We start from the raw sequence: 17153 nt of genomic DNA on the forward strand, positions 1-17153 counted from the left end.
GATCGCCGGGACCACCGCCGGATCGCCGGGACCACCGCCGGATCGCCGGGACCACCGCCGGATCGCCGGGACCACCGCCGGATCGCCGGGACCACCGCCGGGTAACGTCATGGTGACCATGTTCGACGACCGGCCCCGCGACGTCCGACTCGACGACCGCAAGTCGGCGATCCTCGCCGCGGTCGTCCAGGAGTACATCGCGACGGCGCAGCCGGTCGGGTCCGGCAGCATCGCCAAGGCGCCGTCGATCAACGTCTCCTCGGCCACGGTGCGCAGCGAGCTGTCGCTGCTCGAGAGCGAGGGGTTCCTGATCCAGCCCCACACCTCGGCCGGGCGGATCCCGACCGACAAGGGGTACCGGTACTTCGTCGACAACATGACCCGACCGGGGATCCTCGACTCCTCGAGCAGCCGCCAGGTCGGGGACTTCTTCTCCGCGGCCCACCTCCACCTCGAGGAGATGCTGCACCAGACGTCGAACCTGCTCGCCGAGCTCACGCACAACGCCGCGGTCGTCGTCGGACCGCGGCCCGAGGCGGTGCCCCTGCGACGGATCGAGCTCGTCGGGCTCTCGGAGACGGCGGCCACCGTCGTCGTCGTGTTCGCGAACGGCTCGGTCGAGAACGTCACGCTCGACCTCGAGCAGGGTGACGACGACGATCGCCTCGCGGTCGCGAGCGCCCACCTGTCGGCGCGGCTCGACGGCGCGGTGCTCGGTGACCTCGACGCCGTCGACGGGTCCGGCGACGACGCGGTCGACCGCCTGTGCGCGACGGCGGTGGACAGGATGCAGACGATCGCCGCGAACGATCACGTGTACACCGGCGGTGCCTCCGAGGTGGCGCGGGCGTTCGACGCGGTCGAGGTGGTCCGCTCGGTGCTGCACACCCTCGAGCAGCAGTTCGTCGTGGTCTCGCTCGTGTCCGACATCGTCGAGCGCGGGATGTCGGTCGCGATCGGCGTGGAGCACGGCGTCGAGCCGCTCTCGGCGTGCTCGGTCGTCGTCGCCCCGGTCGTCGTCGAGGGCGAGCACCTCGGGTCGGTCGGCGTCCTCGGGCCGACCCGGATGAACTACCCGCAGGCGCTCGCGACGGTCGAGGTCGTGAGCGACCGCCTCGGTCGGCGCATCGAGGAGGGCTGACCTCGCACCCCTCGCCACCCGGGGTCGGCAGGGCGCGGGCGCGGCGGTCGACCGCCGCCCCGACCGACGGCACACGTTCGGATCGGCGCGGAATCCGGCATCATGGGCACCGCCATGGCTGACTTCTACGACCTCCTCGGGGTGTCCCGATCGGCATCGGCCGACGAGATCAAGAAGGCGTACCGCAAGCGCGCTCGGGAGCTGCACCCCGACGCGAACCCGGGTGACCCGAACGCGGAGGCCGAGTTCAAGGAGCTGTCGCGCGCGTACAAGGTGCTCTCCGACGACGCGCAGCGATCCCGCTACGACCAGTTCGGGGAAGCCGGCGTCGGCGGCGGGTCGGGAGCGGGGCCGTCGATGGACGACCTCTTCGGCGGGGGCATCGGCGACATCTTCGACACGTTCTTCGGCGGCGGCGGGAGCCCGTTCGGCGGCGGCGGTCGCCAGCGCGGCCCCAGCGGCCCGCCACGCGGCCAGGACGTCGAGGTCATCGTCGACATCGACTTCGCGCAGGCCGTCTTCGGTGACCAGATCCCCGTCGAGCTCAAGCTGCCGGTGCGCTGCGACGACTGCGACGGGTCCGGGGCCGGGTCGGGCACCGAGCCGGTGACCTGCAGCGACTGCGGGGGCTCGGGTCAGGTCCAACGGGTGCGCCAGAGCCTCCTCGGGCAGATGGTCACCGCCAGCCCGTGCACCCGCTGCGGCGGGCTCGGCGAGGTGATCTCCACGCCGTGCCCGACGTGCCGCGGAGAGGGCCGCGTGACCGACGACGCGTCGTACCAGGTCGACGTGCCGGCCGGGGTCGACACCGGCTCCACCCTGCGCCTCACGCGCCGAGGCGCGGTCGGCCCGAGGGGCGGCGGCAACGGCGACCTCTACGTCCACCTGCGGGTCCGCCCCGACGAGCGCTACACCCGCGAGGGCGACGACCTCGTCACCGAGATCCCCCTCTCGATCGCCCAGGCCGCGCTCGGCACCTCGCTCGAGCTCGAGACGCTCGACGGCACCGAGGATCTCGTCGTCCCCCACGGGACCCAGCCCGGCCGCGAGTTCGTGCTCCGCCAGCGCGGCGTCCCCCACCTGCAGGGGCGCGGGCGCGGTGACCTCAAGGCGCGCGTGCGCGTCGACGTCCCCACCGCGATGAGCGACGAGGAGGTCCGCTTGCTGACCGCGTTCGCCGAGGGCCGCGGTGAGCGGGTCGGCAACGGCAAGGACGGGATCTTCTCGCGCATCAAGTCCGCGTTCTCCTGACGGGTCGGCGATGGGTGCGGGGTGGTCCGACGAGCGTCGCCGGTCGGCGGCCCACGTCCTGCTCCCCCCGGGTTCGACGCTCGACGGCGGGCCCATCCTGCTCCCCGACGACGTCGAGCACCACCTGCGACGGGTGCTGCGACTGCGCGACGGTTCCGGCGTCTCGATCACCGACGGCGCGGGCCGGTGGTGCTCGGGGCGCGTGCGCTCCACGGACCCGACGTTGACGATCGAGGTCACCGGCGACGTCCGCGCCGAGGTGGCGCCGACACCGTTCACCCTCGCGACGGCGGTCCCCAAGGGCGACCGGCTCGACTGGCTGGTGCAGAAGGTCAGCGAGCTGGGCGCGTCGAGGATCGTGCTGATCGAGGCGGAGCGCTCGAACCTGCGCTGGAGCGCGGCGAAGGCCGACAAGCAGCGTCGCCGGCTGGGCCGGATCGCGGACGAGGCGGTCCGGCAGAGCCGACGGGTGTGGCGCACGACGGTGGAGGGGCCCGTCGACGCCGACGAGGTGCTGCGGGCGAGCGCCGTCGCCGAGCCGGCGGCGCCGCCCCCGACCGGTTCGGAACGTGCGATCGCGATCGGCCCGGAGGGCGGTTGGACCGACCGCGAACTGTCATCTGCGTCAAGTTCCGTCGGTCTCGGCGACAACATCCTCCGCATCGAGACAGCCGCCGTCGTGGCGACCGCACTCAGAATGGTCAGCCACCACGCAACGAGTGTTTTTGATGGTCCGGACAAGTAGTGTCGGCGCCGACCACCCGGAATGGTCGGGACGGCGACAGAGAACCACGAAGAGGCGGGGAACGGACACATGGTGAACTTCGACGACGACGCGCCCTCGGCGTACAGCCAGCAGGTCGGCGACCGGCTGCGCGCGATCCGCAAGCAGAAGCGCCTGTCGCTGCAGGAGGTCGAGGCCCAGTCCGGCCAGGAGTTCAAGGCGTCGGTCCTCGGGGCCTACGAGCGTGGCGAGCGGGCCCTCTCCGTGCCGCGCCTCGACCGCCTCGCCCAGTTCTACAGCGTCCCCATCGAGCAGCTCCTCCCGCGCGAGGTCACCGGGATGGAGGCGGCGGCGCTCGAGTCACCGATCAACAAGAAGCTCGCGATCGACGTCACCAAGCTCCTCCAGCTCAGCGGCTCGCCCTTCGAGATGCTCGCCCGCTACCTGCGCCTGATCCAGGTGCAGCGCCAGGACTTCAACGGCCGCGTGATCACGGTCCGCGGCGACGACACCCGAGCGATCGCGGCGATGCTCGACGTCCCCGTCGACCAGGTCGGCGATCGGCTCGCCGCTCTCGACCTGCTGTTCACCTCCTAGTCGCGAGCTCCGACGCCCGGCCGTGCGGCGGCGTCGTCACGACGATCGCAGCGCCGTCGCTAGCGTGACGTGATGTCGCCCGACGAGCACCGACCGAACGGGGTCTACGTCCACGTGCCGTTCTGCGCGACGCGCTGCGACTACTGCGCCTTCGCGACGTGGACCGACCGGACCCACCTCGCCGAGGAGTACCTGCGGTGCGTCCGGGTGGAGATCGAGCGCGCTGTCGCGGATGGGATGGCGCCCGCGACGACCGTGTTCGTCGGCGGGGGGACCCCGACCGCGGTCCCGCCGGACGCGCTCGCCGAGGTGATCGCCGCGATCCCGCGCACCCCGGGCGCGGAGGTGACCGTCGAGTGCAACCCCGACGACGTGACCCTCGAGATGACGACCGCGTTCGCCGGCGCCGGCGTCAACCGGGTGAGCATCGGGGTGCAGTCGATGGCTCCCCACGTCCTCGTCGCGCTCGGACGCACCCACCGTCCCGAGAACGTCGCCCGAGCGGTCGAGTGCGCTCGGTCCGCCGGTCTCACGAGCTTCAACCTCGACCTGATCTACGGGGCGGTCGGCGAGACCGTCGCCGACTGGTCCTCGACCGTGTCCGCCGCGCTCGACCTCGACCCGCCCCACGTGTCGGCGTACGGCTTGACCGTCGAGGCCGGCACCGCTCTCGCCGCCACTCCGCAGCGGCACCCCGACGACGACGACCAGGCCGACAAGTACGAGATCGCCGACTCGGCGCTCACCGCCGCGGGACTCGCCAACTACGAGGTGTCCAACTGGGCGCTCCCGGGCCACGAGTCGCGGCACAACCTCCTGTACTGGCACCAGCACGACTACCGCGGCGTCGGGTGCGCCGCGCACTCGCACCGCGACGGGCGGCGCTGGTGGAACGTGCGCACCCCCGAGCGCTACATCGACCTCGTCACCCGCGGGGAACCGGTGGAGGCGTCGGCCGAGGCGCTCGACGACGAGACCCGGCGCTTCGAGCGTCTGCAACTCGGGCTCCGGACCCGTGACGGCGTGGAGTCCGGTGCGTTCGCCCCAGAGACCCTGGAGCTGCTCGCCGGGATGGTCGTCCCCCACCCCGACGACCCCGGCCGCGTCGTTCTCACCCGGGCGGGTCGGCTGATGGCCGACGACATCTCGACGCGCTTCGCTCCCGCACCGCACGGCGACGTCGCGGTGGTAGTCTCGGTGCCCGCTGAGGGCGCATAGCTCAGTTGGTTAGAGTACCTGCATGACACGCAGGGGGTCGGGGGTTCGAATCCCTCTGTGCCCACCGGATCCCCCGCCGATCGTCGAGATCGGGCGGGGGATCGTCGCGTCCGGGGGCTGACGCCGGGGACCTACGCTGGGGGCGGTGCAGGAGTTCCGACCGGTGAGCGTGATCGACGCCGACGACGCCCTCGCCGCGGCCGTCCTGGCGGGCGATCGTGAGGCGATCGTCGCCCTCGTCGAGCGCTACGCCGCCCCGGTGACGGCCAGCTCGGCCGTCGCGACGGGCGACGACGCGGCCGGACGTGCGGTCGCGGAGCAGGTGTTCCGTCGTGCCGTGGACCAGGCCGAACGCTTCGACCGAGCCACCGGGTTCGCCCCCGCGCTGGCGCGCTCGGCGAGCGCGCTCGCACGGGACGTCGCCGGCAGCGGTGGGTCGTGCGATGGCGGCGAGGGGAGCGGTGGCTCCGACGGGGTCGTTCCGACGAGGGGCGGGGGAGACGTCGACGGCGGGATCGACCCGGTCGTCGAGCGGACCTGGGTCGCGGCGTCCGCGGTGTCGCGCGTCGCGCCCGAGGTGCGCGACGAGCTCGCATCGGCCTTCGCCGCAGGAGCCGACACCGAGCTGAGCGAGACCGCCCTCACCGAGCGCGCCCGCCTCGAACGGCGCCTGGACCAGCTCCCCGAGGCGCTCGAGGCGCTGCGTGACCCCCGGTGCTGGATCCGGCCGGACCGCGACCTCGCCGAGCGCGTCGTCGCCTGGGCGGCAGCGGCGGGCGCGGCGGGTGCGGGGACGTCGGGGGGGACGACGTCCGCCGGCCGGTCGGTGCGGCACGGCGACGTCGCGGCCGCGACCGGACCTCACGAGCCGGTCGCGAGCCCCGGTGCCGGATCGTCGGGCACCGCGGGTCGATCGGCCGAGCCGACCCGGGGTGCCGCGCTCGACGCCTCGATCCCGACGGACGCCGCGTCGATCGCGTCGACGGGCACGACGCTCGATGCGTCGCGTGCCGCTCCCGGCGACGGGACCGCCGACGAGGCCCCCGCGTGGTGGCGCACGGGGCGGATCGCGCCGGCCGTGATCGGGGTCGGCGCGGCGCTCGCCGTGCTGCTGGGGGCGATCGTCGTCCTGAGCGCGGCGTCCGGCGCTCCGCCACCCGAGGACGTGCGCGTCGAGCTCGTGTCGACCGGCCTCGTCGCCGACGTCACGGGCGGCGAGATCGGGGTGACCTCGACCGACGACGGCATCGTGATCGAGCTCGAGGCGCCGACCTTGCCGCGTCGGGCCGGGGGTCCGCTCTACCGGGCGGTGCTCGAGCTCGACGACGGCTCCGAGGTGACCGCCGGATCCTTCAACGAGGCGGCGGACGTGACCCTCACCGCCGGCGTGGCGATCGAGCGGGTGCGTGCGTTCCGCATCGTGCGCGACGACCTCGAGCAGAGGTCTCCAGGTGCCTTCGACGTCGTGCTGGAGGTCGTCCTGCCCCGGTCGTGATCGGGGCGGCGTCGAACGCGCGCCCGGGCGCCCGGGCGCAGCCGGGTCGGCGCGCTCAGCGGGGCTCGCGAGGGAGCCCCAGGACGCGCTCGCCCAGGATGTTGCGCATGATGTCGGAGGTCCCGCCCATGATCGTGTACCCCGGGTCGTAGGCCAGGCCACGGGTGACGTCGTCCCACAGCAGCGCGTCGGGCCCGAGCGTGGTCGCGACGAACGCGGCGACGTCCTGCTCGTGCTCGGTGCAGAAGCACTTCGTCGCCGCCGAGAACCCACGGGGCGCCTGGCGCAGCACCTCCCGGGTGACCAGGATCCGCCCGAGGGTGTAGCCGGTCTCGAGGCGGGCCATCTCCTGGCGGACGCGGGGGTCGTCGGTGTCGGCGCGGGCGGCGGCGAGCTCGTAGAGCGCCCGGTTGGAGACGAGACGGTCGATCCCGCCGCGCTCGTGCTCCAGCTGGGCCATGGTCTGCTTGAACGCGTTCCCCTCGGTCCCGACCAGGTTCACGGCCGGGACGCGCACCTCGCTGAACCACACCTCGCAGAAGTGGCGGTTCGTCGTCATGTCGGTGATCGGTCGGACCTCGATGCCCGGGGTGTCCATCGGGACGATGATCTCGCTGATCCCCTGGTGCGCCTTGCCGCTCGAGTCGGTGCGACAGATCAGGTAGCAGTAGTCGGCGAGCTCGCCGAACGAGGTCCAGATCTTCTGGCCGTCGATGACGAAGTCGTCGCCGTCGCGGTGCGCGGAGGTGGTCAGCGACGCCAGGTCCGATCCCGAATCGGGCTCGGACATGCCGATGCACCACGTGGTCTCCCCCGACAGCATCCCGGGGAGGAACTCGGCCTGCTGGTCGGCCGTCCCGAACTTGATCAGGGTGGGGCCCATCTGGCGGTCGGCGAACCACATCGCCGCGATGGGGGCACCGGCGGCGATCAGCTCCTCGCCGACGATCAGGCGGTCGATGTCGGGTCGTCCGCCGCCGCCGTACTCGGCCGGCCACGTCATCCCGATCCAGCCGTGGGCGGCCAGCTCCTTCGCGAACTCCTTCGAGTAGCCGTTGATCCACGAGTCGTTGTGCCGGCCGTAGCGCTCGACCGCCTCGGTCGCGACCTTCCGGGCGCGCTCGCGCAGCTCGTTCTGTTCGGGCGTCCAGGAGAAGTCCATCGCCCACCAGGGTAGGCGTCGGCCGAGGTCGACGGCACGTCCGGCTCGGGTCGGCCACGGTGTTTGGTGCCTCGGTCGGGAGGGAAGTCACGGACATGTCGTACGCCCTCGATCTCGGACCCGACGGCGACCGCGATCCGGGTGAGGCGATCCGCGCCGTGGCGCGCGATCAGGTCGACGGGGCGATCGCCGATCTGGACGCGCTCGACGCCTCGAACGCGGTCGAGCGGGTCCACTCGGCGCGCAAGGCGTGCAAGAAGGCGCGCGCCGCGGCCCGACTCGTGCGACCGTCGATCGGGTCGAGCTACGGCGAGACGAACACCGCGTTGCGCGACGCCGCGCGCGCCCTGTCGCCCTACCGCGACGCCCACGCCCTGCTCGCCACCTTCGACGACCTGATCGCCGTGACGTCGTCGCAGATCCCGAGCGGCGGCGTCGGCACCGTCCGCGCCGAGCTCGCACGCCGGGCCCGCGAGAGCACCCGGCGGCTCGACGCCGGGCACGACGACGTCGACCGCGCCCGGTCGCTGCTCGAGCGGGGGCGGGAGCTGATCGACGACTGGACGCTCGGGGGCCCGCCGGGCGACTCGCTCGCCGGTGGACTCGCGAAGACCTACGGCCGGGGCCGATCGGCGCTGGTCGACGCGATCGACGCGCCGACCGCCGACGCGCACCACGAGCTGCGCAAGCGCGCGAAGTACACCTGGTACCACCTGCGGTTGCTCGAGCCGACCGCGCCGTCGTCGCTCGGACCGCTCGCCGACGTGTGGCACGACCTCGCCGACGGCCTCGGCGACGCCCACGATCTCGCCGTGCTCGCGGCGGCGCTGCGCGGTCGCTCCGACGAGGGGGCACCCGATGGCGACGACGGGGCGCGTGAGATCGAGGGCGGCGAGGGCCGCGCCGCGTGGGGCGCACCGGAGGTCGTGGAGGCCGCGCTCGTCGTGGTCGACGGTCGTCGCGAGATGCTCGAGCAGCGCAGCATCGCGCTCGCCCGGCGCCTGCTCGCCGACGACGTCGACTGCTTCGTGGGTCGACTCGTCGCGTGCTGGGAGGTGCACCGGCGGTGGGGGCCCGAGCATCCCGTGGGTGAGATCGCCGAGGTGTTCGACCGGTCCGACTCGGCCGACGAGCTGACGGTCGCCGAGCTGCGGGCGCTCGCCGGGGAGGCGGGCGTCGTCGGTCGCTGGTCGATGGCGCGTGACGAGCTCGTGGCGGTGGTGCGCGCCGAGGGGGTGCTCGGGTGAGCGAGATCGAGCGCACCTTCCGACTCGAGCGCGAACCCGAGCGCGATCGCCCGGACCGGATCCGAATCGTGCAGGGGTACGTCACGATCGACCGCGAAGCCGGGACCGAGGTGCGCGTCCGTCGCTCGCGCCCCCTCGACGGCGAGCCGTCCGAGGCCGTGCGGGTCCTCACGGTCAAGGCGGGGACGGGGCTCGAGCGCGCCGAGGTCGAGATCGAGATCGGCGTCGACGACTTCGACGCGCTGATGGCGGTCGCGGGCGATCGCCGCATCGACAAGACGCGGACCCGGATCCCCCTCGACGGTCGCGTGGCGGGGGCCGGTTCGACGTTCGGCGACGTCGCCGCCGATGGCGGAACCGCACCGGTCGCCGAGGTCGACGTGCACCGCGGACCGCTGGCCGGCCTCGTCGTCGCCGAGGTCGAGTTCGCCGACCGGGCGGCTGCCGAGAGCTTCGTCGTCCCGGCGTGGTTCGGCGAGGAGCTGACCGACGACCATCGGTGGTCCAACGCCGCGCTGGCCACCAGCGTGGCCGCAGGAGGCGGCCTCCCCGGGTCGGTCGGCCCCGTCCCCGGTCGCCGCAGCGAGGTCCGAACGGACGGTGATCGACCGTTCGGCGTCCGCAGGTGACGGGCCGGTCCGATGCCCGGTGCCGGTTCGGCTCCGCACGGGTGCCGGCGCCCGGTCCCGTCGCACGTTCGGGGCTCGCCGCTCCGCTCCACTAGGGTGCAGACAAGTTCAAGACAAGTGACGGGGGCGTCGATCCCCGGGACGACGTGTCCTCGATCGATCCCGACCCGCGCACCGCCCGACCCACGCAACGGAGCACCATGACCGAATCGACGATCATCTACACCATCACCGACGAGGCCCCCGCTCTCGCGACGCGTTCGTTCCTCCCGATCGTCGAGGCCTTCGCGGCCGCCGCCGGCGTCGACGTCGACACCCGCGACATCTCCCTCGCCGGTCGCATCCTCGCGCAGTTCCCCGAGCGCCTCACCGAGGACCAGCGCGTCCCCGACGCGCTCACCGAGCTCGGTGAGATCGCGCTCACCCCGGGGGCGAACATCATCAAGCTCCCGAACATCTCGGCGTCGATCCCCCAGCTGGAGGCCGCGGTCGCCGAGCTGCGTGCCCTCGGCCACGACCTCCCCGACTTCCCCCACGAGCCCTCCACGGACGAGGAGCGAGAGATCCGCGAGAAGTACAGCGTCGCGCTCGGTTCGGCCGTCAACCCGGTGCTGCGCCAGGGCAACTCCGACCGTCGCGCTCCCAAGGCGGTCAAGGACTACGCGCAGCGGAACCCGCACTCGATGGGGGAGTGGTCGAGCGACTCCAAGACCCATGTCGCGACGATGGGCCACGACGACTTCGCGTCGAACGAGAAGTCGGTGACCGTGTCCGAGGCGACCGACGTGCGCATCGAGCACGTCGACCCCGAGGGCGCCGTCACCGTGCTCAAGGACGACTTCGGGCTGCTCGCCGGCGAGGTCATCGACTCGACCTTCATGAGCGTGGAGGCGCTGCGCGACTTCCTCGCCGAGCAGGTCGCCGACGCGAAGCAGCAGGGGGTGCTGTTCTCGATCCACATGAAGGCGACGATGATGAAGGTCTCCGACCCGATCATCTTCGGCCACGCGGTCGAGGTGTTCTTCGCGGAGGTGTTCGAGAAGCACGGGGAGGCGCTCGAGCGAGCCGGAGCCAACCCGAGCAACGGCCTCGGCGGGGTGCTCGCCGCCATCGAGACGCTGCCCGACGATCTGCGGACCGAGATCGCCGCCGACTTCGACGCGGCCTACGAGGCAGGTCCCGATCTGGCGATGGTGAACTCGCACAAGGGCATCTCGAACCTCCACGTGCCGAGCGACGTGATCATCGACGCGTCGATGCCGGCGATGATCCGCGACTCGGGGAAGATGTGGAACTCCGACGACGAGCGCCAGGACGCGAAGGCCGTCATCCCCGACTCGTCCTACGCCGGGGTGTACCAGGCGACGATCGACGATTGCATCGAGCACGGGGCGTTCGACCCCTCCACGATGGGGTCCGTCCCCAACGTCGGTCTGATGGCCCAGAAGGCCGAGGAGTACGGCAGCCACGACAAGACCTTCGAGGCGCCCTCCGACGGGACGATCCGCGTCGTTCGCTCCGACGGTGAGGTGCTGATGGAGCACGCGGTCGCCCGGGGTGACATCTTCCGCGCCTGCCAGGTGAAGGACGAGCCGATCCGCGACTGGGTCCGCCTCGCCGTCGCTCGCGGTCGTGCGACGGGTGCGCCGATCGTGTTCTGGCTCGACGAGGGTCGTGCCCACGACCGCCAGCTCATCGAGAAGGTGAACGCCTACCTCCCCGAACACGACACCGACGGCCTGCAGATCGAGATCATGGATCCCACCTCTGCGACCAAGTTCTCGCTCGACCGCATCCGTCGCGGCGAGGACACGATCTCGGTGACGGGCAACGTCCTGCGCGACTACAACACCGACCTGTTCCCGATCCTCGAGCTGGGGACGTCGGCGAAGATGCTGTCGATCGTCCCGCTGCTCAACGGAGGTGGCCTCTTCGAGACGGGTGCCGGGGGCTCGGCGCCCAAGCACGTGCAGCAGCTGGTCGAGGAGAACTACCTGCGGTGGGACTCGCTGGGCGAGTTCCTCGCCCTGGCCGAGTCGTTCGACCACCTCGCCGACGTGACCGACAACGACGCCGCACGGATGCTCGGCGACGCACTCGGCGAGGCGACGGCGAAGCTGCTGGAGAACGGTAAGTCACCGGCCCGGAAGCTCGGTCAGCTCGACAACCGCGGGAGCCACTTCTACATCGCGCTCTACTGGGCGCAGGCGCTCGCGAACCAGACCGAGGACACGGCGGTGGCCGAGCGCTTCGCACCGCTCGCGGCGCAGCTCGAGGAGAACGAGGACGTGATCGTCGAGGAGCTCAACGGGGTCCACGGCGAGCCGGCCGACATCGGCGGCTACTACCAGCCCGACGACGACGAGGCCGACGCCGTCATGCGACCCAGCGAGACCCTGCGACGCATCCTCGCCACCCTCTGACCGCAGGTCCTGCATCGCCCGACCGGGTCTGCGTCGCGTTACGGGTCTGACCCGTAACGCGACGCGACGGGCCCCGTTGCGTTACGGGTCTGACCCGTAACGCGATGCGAACGGTGCCTCGGCGGAGCTCAGCTCGTCGAGGTGGTGTCACCGGGCCACGGGGCGACCAGCTCAGCGACGCGGTCGACCAGACCGCTCGCTTCCGGGTGACGGTCGAAGTACCGGCGCGATCGCCAGCGGGCACTCCGAAGCGCGCTCGGCGTGTCGATGCCGAGATGTCGGCAGTGGACCGAATCGAGCGGATCGGTCGGATCTCCAGCGAGCTCGAGCGCCAGCGCCCGACGTTGCGTGAGGAGAGCCCGTCCGTGGTCGTCCGAGCGCTCGGCCAGGACGGCGTCGATCGCGTCGATCATGTCTCGAGCTGGAGCATCCACCCCCACGCCCGCCATCGGCCGACCGGGGGTGACAGGTCCGCTCACGAACCGATCGAAGTCCTGCGGACCGCCGAACCAGTCGAGGATCGGGGAGGTTCGCAGGAACGGCGGAGGTCGCCGATGGCCGAGGTACGTGCGGTGGCTCGACCACCGATAGGACTCCGGACGATCGACCCCTCTCATGTCGAGGCAGTTCCGATGAACGTAGCGAGCGACGTTCGCGACTTACTGCGAGGTGGTGAGGAGCCGAGAGGTGAAGCGAGAACCGAACAGGTGGCCGACTCGGTCTGTTCGACGGTTGACGAACCGCGCGAACGTGCTCGTCAGCAGTTGCACGAAGTCGGACAGACCCGACTCCGGGCACCGGACGAGCAGGTGGAAGTGGTTGTCCATCAAGCAGTACGCGTGGACCTCGATGGTGAATCGGTCGCTCGCGATGCCGAGCAGTCGGCCGAACTCGACGCGGTCGGCGTCCCCGTGGAAGATCGTGGACCGGTCGACACCCCGGTTCATCACGTGATGCCAGCCGTCGACGGGGTCCAGACGTAGGGCTCGGGCCACGACGCCATGTTCACACGGGGGTGTCGCGCTCCACTCGAGTCGCGCTGCGCGTCAGACCCCGAGCGCCACGGTTGCGGTCCATCGCGTTACGGGTCAGACCCGTAACGCGACGGTGGTGGGTCGGTGGGTCAGCGGTCGCGTTCCATCGCGTTACGGGTCAGACCCGTAGCGCGACGGTGGTGGGTCAGCGGTCGCCGATGGGGACGTACGCGCGCTCGTCGGGGCCGTCGTACCATTGGCGGGGGCGGCTGATCTTCTGGCCCTGGTCGAGCAGCTCCTCCCAGTGGGCCAGCCACCCCGACATGCGTGGGATCGCGAAGAGCACGGTGAACATGTCCACGGGGAACTTCAGCGCCTGGTAGATCAGGCCCGAGTAGAAGTCGACGTTCGGGTACAGCTTGCGCTCGACGAAGTACTCGTCCTCGAGCGCGGCCTCCTCGAGCTTCAGCGCGACATCGAGCAGCGGGCTCTTGCCGGTCACCTCGAACACGTCGTACGCGGCGTTCTTGATGATCGTGGCGCGCGGGTCGTAGTTCTTGTACACACGGTGCCCGAAGCCCATCAGGCGGCCATCGCCGCTCTTCACGGACTTGACGAAGTCGGGCACGTTGTCGACCGACCCGATCTCGGTGAGCATGCGGATGACGGCTTCGTTCGCGCCGCCGTGGCGCGGTCCGTAGAGGGCGGACGCCGCGCCGGCGGCCGACGAGTACGGATCGGCGTGGCTGGACCCGATCACGCGCATCGCGGTCGTGCCGCAGTTCTGCTCGTGATCGGCGTGGAGGATGAACAAGATGTCCATCGCACGCTCGAGCACCGGGTCGACCTCGTAGTCGCCGACCTTCCACATCATGTTCAGGAAGTTCGCGGCGTACGACAGGTCGTTGTCGGGGGTGTTGAACGGCAGCCCGACCGAGAACCGGTAGCACATCGCGGCCATGGTCGGGCTCTTCGCGATCAGCCGCAGCGTCTGGTGCTTGCGCGCCCTGGGGTCCTCGATGTCCTTCGCGCCGTCGTAGAAGGTCCCGAGGGCGGCGACCGCGGACACGAACATGCCCATCGGGTGGGCGTCGTAGTGGAACCCGTCGACGAACCGCTTGCGCATGTTCTCGTGGATGAACGTGTGGTGGGTGACGTCGTCCTTCCACTTGAGCAGCTCGGCCTCCGAGGGGAGCTCCCCGTTGATCAGCAGGTAGGCGACCTCGAGGTAGGTGGAGTGCTCGGCGAGCTGCTCGATCGGGTACCCCCGGTAGCGCAGGACGCCGTTCTCTCCGTCGAGGTAGGTGATCTCCGACTTGGTCGAGGCCGTCGAGAGGAAGGCCGGATCGAACATGTAGAGGCTCGGGTCGAGCTCACGCAGCGCGGACGACGGGAAGACACCCCCCTCGATGGGGACCGTGACGGTCTTCCCGGTGCGGTCGTCGGTGATCGTGATCGTGTCGGGCACGTGGCTTCCTCTCGTGGCTCCGGATGGGGCTCTCGCGTCACCCGGAGGATCCGTCTCCGAGCAACTCGCACGTTAACCCGTGACCCGTCGACCGGACGCAACCTGGCCGTCGACCTCGACGCGTCGACGTCGACGCCGCCGGGCGGGCGATCGCGGCGTCGACGACGGTGCCGGGACGGTGGATCCGGCCGACCCGTGTCGTGGCGGCGGCGGCCCCGCGACGGGCGGCGCGCGGTCGATCAGAGCGGGGTGTTGCCGTGCTTGCGCGGCTCGAGGTGCTCGCGCTTGTCGGCCAGCACCTCGAGCGCGGCGCAGATCACCGCACGCGTCTCGGAGGGCTCGACGACCGCGTCGACGAAGCCTCGCTCGGCGGCGACGTAGGGGTTGAGCAGGCGCTCGGAGTAGTCGGCCTCGAACTCGGCCCGCTCCTGCGCTGACGCCCGCCGGGCGAGGATCGCCGCGGCCTGGCCGGCTCCCATCACCGCGATCTCGGCCCAGGGCCAGGCGAGGCACAGGTCGTTGCCCATCGTCTTGGAGTCCATGACGATGTACGCGCCGCCGTAGCTCTTGCGCAGGATGACGCAGATCCTCGCCACGTCGGCGCGTGCGTAGGAGTGGACGAGCTGGGCGCCGTGGCGGATCATCCCCCGCCACTCGAGGTCCTTGCCCGGGTAGAAGCCGGGGGTGTCGACGAGGGTGACGATCGGCAGGTTGAACGCGTCGCACAGGGCCACGAAGCGCGCCGCCTTCTGCGACGCCGGGATGTCGAGCGTCCCGGCGAGCACCATCGGCTGGTTGGCGACGATCCCCACGGGACGGCCGTCGAGGGTGGCGAACGCCGTCACCACGTTGGCGGCCCACCGGTCGCGCAGCTCGAGGAGGGAGTCCTCGTCGACGATCGAGCGGGCGACGGCGCGCACGTCGTAGCTCCCCGTCGACGACTCGGGGATCTGCGCGCCCGCCTCGTCGGAACCCCGGTCCGGCGGGTCGTCGACGTGCCAGGCCGCCGGCTCGGAGTCGACGCTGTCGGGCAGGTAGGCGAGCACCGCGAGGGCGGTCTCGGCGGCGGCGTCGCGATCGGGGGCGACGAGGGTGGCGACCCCGCTGTAGCGAGCGTGGGTCGCCGCGCCGCCGAGCTCGTCGGTCCCCATCTCGACGCCCGTGAACTGGGCGACGACGAGCGGCCCGTTCACGAACGCCGAGGCGCGCTCGGTCATGATCACCACGTCGACGACCCCGAGCAGCAGCGCCGGGCCCGACACGGCCGGTCCGTCGACGACCACGGTGGTCGGCACGACACCCGAGCACCGGGCGAGCGCGCCGGCGACGAGACCCCATCCGTGCAGCGCCGCCATCCCCTCGACGATGTCGGTGCCGCTCGTGGACATCACGAGCACCACCGGCACGCGCTGCTCGAGCGCGGCGGTCACCCCCCGGTGGATCTGCTGCGCGGTCGCGGCGGTGAGGCGCGCCGGTTCGTCCGCGTCGTCGAACTCGATCCACACGACGCGCCGTCCGTCGAACTCGCGCACCTCGACCTGGGCGAGCCCGGGGACGAAGCGATCCAGACCGAAGACGTCAGTGCGCTCGTCGATCGACGTCATCGCCGGTCACCGTAGTTCGCTCGGTCGGTGACCGGGTCGCCGGGAGCGCCGAGGTCCCCGCGTGGACGCCCGGCTGCTGCTCGGCCTCGCGCTCGATGACCGTGGCGAGAACGTCGAGGGTGACGTGGGAGGGCGCGCTCGGGCTCGGTCGGCGCCGACGGATGGACGCCACGACGCGCCGTGGCAGCTCGGGGACCGTGACCCGGGAGAAGTCCTCCGACAGCGAGGGCGGGACCGCCGTGGCGGGGACGATCGCCGCGCCGAACCCGTCGAGCGCCAGCGAGGTGAGCAGGCGCACCCCGTCGATCTCGGCCTGAGCGCGCAGGTTCACGTCGTTGCCCGCGGCCGCTCGCTCGAGCACCTTGCGCAGCGCGGACCCGGTGGGCGGCAGCAGGAGCGGTTCGTCGTGGAGGTCGGCGAGGTGCACGACGTCGGCGCCCGAGAGGCGGTGCCCGCTGCCGACGAGGAGGAAGAGGTCTTCGGCGAACAGCGGATCGACGACGAGCTCGGGTTCGTCGACGGGGAGGTGGACGACCGCCGCGTTGAGCTCACCGGTCATCACGCTGGGGACGAGCGACGAGCTCGCCCCGTCGCGCACGACCGCGCGCACGTTCGGGTGATCGTGCGCCAACCGCTCGAGCAGCAGCGGGGTGAGCCAGCGCGCCGTGGTGCCGATGATGCCGATGCGCGTCTGGCCCGAGACCTCGTCGTGCCGGCTGGTCACGTCGGCGGTGATGTCCTCGATCTCGTTGAGCACGCGACGTGCCCGCTCCACGACGCGTGCGCCGTCGTCGGTGAGGCCACCCTGGGATCGATCGACCAGGGTCACGCCGAGCTCCTTCTCGAGCCGTGAGACGTGCCCGGAGATGTTCGACTGGACGGTGTAGAGCGATCGCGCCGCAGCCGAGAACGTCCCGTGGTCGGCGATCGCGACGATCGCGGCGAGCTGGCGCACGTCCATCGCTCGCAACGATAGTGACTATCTCGATGTTCTCCTTGTCAGATCGCTCGGCGCACGTGCATACTCATCTACAAGAGATCGTGATCACGATCACGAGCAGCTCACGAAGAGCGTTGCTACGATCACGAACAGAGGCACAACGAACACCCGTCGCACGGGTCGTTCTTCAGTCGAAGTGAGAACACCCCCCATGTTCCACTCGTCGAGGCGTCCGCTATCCGACCCCCATCGGAGGACCCTCAGGTCGAGGAGCCCGGAT

At 71.3% G+C, this 17153-nt stretch carries 14 protein-coding genes and 1 tRNA gene; 10 read left to right on the top strand and 5 right to left on the bottom strand.

Features of this window, described 5'->3' with window-relative positions; all coding sequences use genetic code 11:
• Positions 1–109: 109 nt before the first annotated feature.
• The 7 genes from hrcA to ACOOHC_RS07170 all read left to right on the top strand — a co-directional run bounded on the left by hrcA (position 110) and on the right by ACOOHC_RS07170 (position 6426).
• Complete coding sequence (gene hrcA / locus ACOOHC_RS07140; protein WP_420453309.1) at positions 110–1141, top strand: heat-inducible transcriptional repressor HrcA; 1032 nt, start codon at positions 110–112, stop codon at positions 1139–1141.
• A gap of 114 nt (positions 1142–1255) precedes the next feature.
• A complete protein-coding gene (dnaJ, locus tag ACOOHC_RS07145; protein WP_420453310.1) occupies positions 1256–2392 on the top strand; it encodes a molecular chaperone DnaJ in 1137 nt (378 codons plus the stop codon).
• Positions 2393–2402: 10 nt separating this feature from the next.
• A complete protein-coding gene (locus ACOOHC_RS07150) occupies positions 2403–3137 on the top strand; it encodes an RsmE family RNA methyltransferase (protein WP_420453311.1) in 735 nt (244 codons plus the stop codon).
• Between the two features lie 69 nt (positions 3138–3206).
• On the top strand, positions 3207–3713 hold the full coding sequence (locus tag ACOOHC_RS07155) for a transcriptional regulator (protein ID WP_420453312.1): 507 nt from the start codon (positions 3207–3209) through the stop codon (positions 3711–3713).
• Positions 3714–3785: 72 nt separating this feature from the next.
• Positions 3786–4931, top strand: coding sequence for a radical SAM family heme chaperone HemW (gene hemW / locus ACOOHC_RS07160; protein ID WP_420453313.1), 1146 nt, complete (start codon positions 3786–3788; stop codon positions 4929–4931).
• Positions 4922–4995 (top strand) — tRNA-Val (locus ACOOHC_RS07165). Before hemW ends, ACOOHC_RS07165 begins: the two co-directional genes overlap by 10 nt.
• Before the next feature lie 81 nt (positions 4996–5076).
• The gene (locus ACOOHC_RS07170; protein WP_420453314.1) at positions 5077–6426 is read left to right on the top strand and encodes a hypothetical protein; all 1350 of its coding nucleotides are present in this window, start codon (positions 5077–5079) and stop codon (positions 6424–6426) included.
• 55 nt (positions 6427–6481) lie between these two features.
• Here ACOOHC_RS07170 and ACOOHC_RS07175 read toward each other — a convergent pair whose 3' ends face one another.
• Positions 6482–7588 (bottom strand): acyl-CoA dehydrogenase family protein, encoded by a 1107-nt coding sequence (locus ACOOHC_RS07175; RefSeq protein ID WP_420453315.1) that lies wholly within the window; start codon positions 7586–7588, stop codon positions 6482–6484.
• Between the two features lie 95 nt (positions 7589–7683).
• Between ACOOHC_RS07175 and ACOOHC_RS07180 the strand changes: the two genes are divergently transcribed.
• The 3 genes from ACOOHC_RS07180 to ACOOHC_RS07190 all read left to right on the top strand — a co-directional run bounded on the left by ACOOHC_RS07180 (position 7684) and on the right by ACOOHC_RS07190 (position 11887).
• Positions 7684–8835 carry a CHAD domain-containing protein gene (locus tag ACOOHC_RS07180; RefSeq protein ID WP_420453316.1) on the top strand — a complete coding sequence of 384 codons (1152 nt, stop codon included), beginning with the start codon at positions 7684–7686 and terminating at the stop codon, positions 8833–8835.
• On the top strand, positions 8832–9464 hold the full coding sequence (locus tag ACOOHC_RS07185; protein ID WP_420453317.1) for a hypothetical protein: 633 nt from the start codon (positions 8832–8834) through the stop codon (positions 9462–9464). The genes ACOOHC_RS07180 and ACOOHC_RS07185 overlap by 4 nt, the downstream gene beginning before the upstream one ends.
• Positions 9465–9664: 200 nt before the next feature.
• Complete coding sequence (locus ACOOHC_RS07190; protein ID WP_420453318.1) at positions 9665–11887, top strand: NADP-dependent isocitrate dehydrogenase; 2223 nt, start codon at positions 9665–9667, stop codon at positions 11885–11887.
• 659 nt (positions 11888–12546) lie between these two features.
• Here the strand turns inward: ACOOHC_RS07190 and ACOOHC_RS07195 are convergent.
• From ACOOHC_RS07195 to ACOOHC_RS07210, 4 genes are all read right to left on the bottom strand, one after another.
• Positions 12547–12834 carry a transposase gene (locus ACOOHC_RS07195; RefSeq protein WP_420453319.1) on the bottom strand — a complete coding sequence of 96 codons (288 nt, stop codon included), beginning with the start codon at positions 12832–12834 and terminating at the stop codon, positions 12547–12549.
• 232 nt (positions 12835–13066) lie between these two features.
• A complete protein-coding gene (locus ACOOHC_RS07200; RefSeq protein WP_420453320.1) occupies positions 13067–14329 on the bottom strand; it encodes a citrate synthase in 1263 nt (420 codons plus the stop codon).
• A gap of 239 nt (positions 14330–14568) precedes the next feature.
• Positions 14569–15933 carry an acyl-CoA carboxylase subunit beta gene (locus ACOOHC_RS07205; RefSeq protein WP_420453321.1) on the bottom strand — a complete coding sequence of 455 codons (1365 nt, stop codon included), beginning with the start codon at positions 15931–15933 and terminating at the stop codon, positions 14569–14571.
• Complete coding sequence (locus tag ACOOHC_RS07210; protein WP_420453322.1) at positions 15908–16894, bottom strand: LysR family transcriptional regulator; 987 nt, start codon at positions 16892–16894, stop codon at positions 15908–15910. Before ACOOHC_RS07210 ends, ACOOHC_RS07205 begins: the two co-directional genes overlap by 26 nt.
• Between the last annotated feature and the right edge of the window lie 259 nt (positions 16895–17153).

The organism is Ilumatobacter sp., from assembly GCF_965215205.1.
Taxonomy (GTDB): domain Bacteria; phylum Actinomycetota; class Acidimicrobiia; order Acidimicrobiales; family Ilumatobacteraceae; genus Ilumatobacter_A.

Excerpts from the sequence above, each read along its gene's own strand:
- ACOOHC_RS07180 (WP_420453316.1), top strand. The coding sequence starts at position 7,684 with ATGTCGTACGCCCTCGATCTCGGACCCGACGGCGACCGCGATCCGGGT.
- dnaJ (WP_420453310.1), top strand. The coding sequence starts at position 1,256 with ATGGCTGACTTCTACGACCTCCTCGGGGTGTCCCGATCGGCATCGGCC.
- ACOOHC_RS07190 (WP_420453318.1), top strand. The coding sequence starts at position 9,665 with ATGACCGAATCGACGATCATCTACACCATCACCGACGAGGCCCCCGCT.
- ACOOHC_RS07195 (WP_420453319.1), bottom strand. The coding sequence starts at position 12,834 with ATGAACCGGGGTGTCGACCGGTCCACGATCTTCCACGGGGACGCCGAC.
- hrcA (WP_420453309.1), top strand. The coding sequence starts at position 110 with ATGGTGACCATGTTCGACGACCGGCCCCGCGACGTCCGACTCGACGAC.
- ACOOHC_RS07205 (WP_420453321.1), bottom strand. The coding sequence starts at position 15,933 with ATGACGTCGATCGACGAGCGCACTGACGTCTTCGGTCTGGATCGCTTC.
- ACOOHC_RS07175 (WP_420453315.1), bottom strand. The coding sequence starts at position 7,588 with ATGGACTTCTCCTGGACGCCCGAACAGAACGAGCTGCGCGAGCGCGCC.
- ACOOHC_RS07155 (WP_420453312.1), top strand. The coding sequence starts at position 3,207 with ATGGTGAACTTCGACGACGACGCGCCCTCGGCGTACAGCCAGCAGGTC.
- ACOOHC_RS07210 (WP_420453322.1), bottom strand. The coding sequence starts at position 16,894 with ATGGACGTGCGCCAGCTCGCCGCGATCGTCGCGATCGCCGACCACGGG.
- ACOOHC_RS07150 (WP_420453311.1), top strand. The coding sequence starts at position 2,403 with ATGGGTGCGGGGTGGTCCGACGAGCGTCGCCGGTCGGCGGCCCACGTC.
- hemW (WP_420453313.1), top strand. The coding sequence starts at position 3,786 with ATGTCGCCCGACGAGCACCGACCGAACGGGGTCTACGTCCACGTGCCG.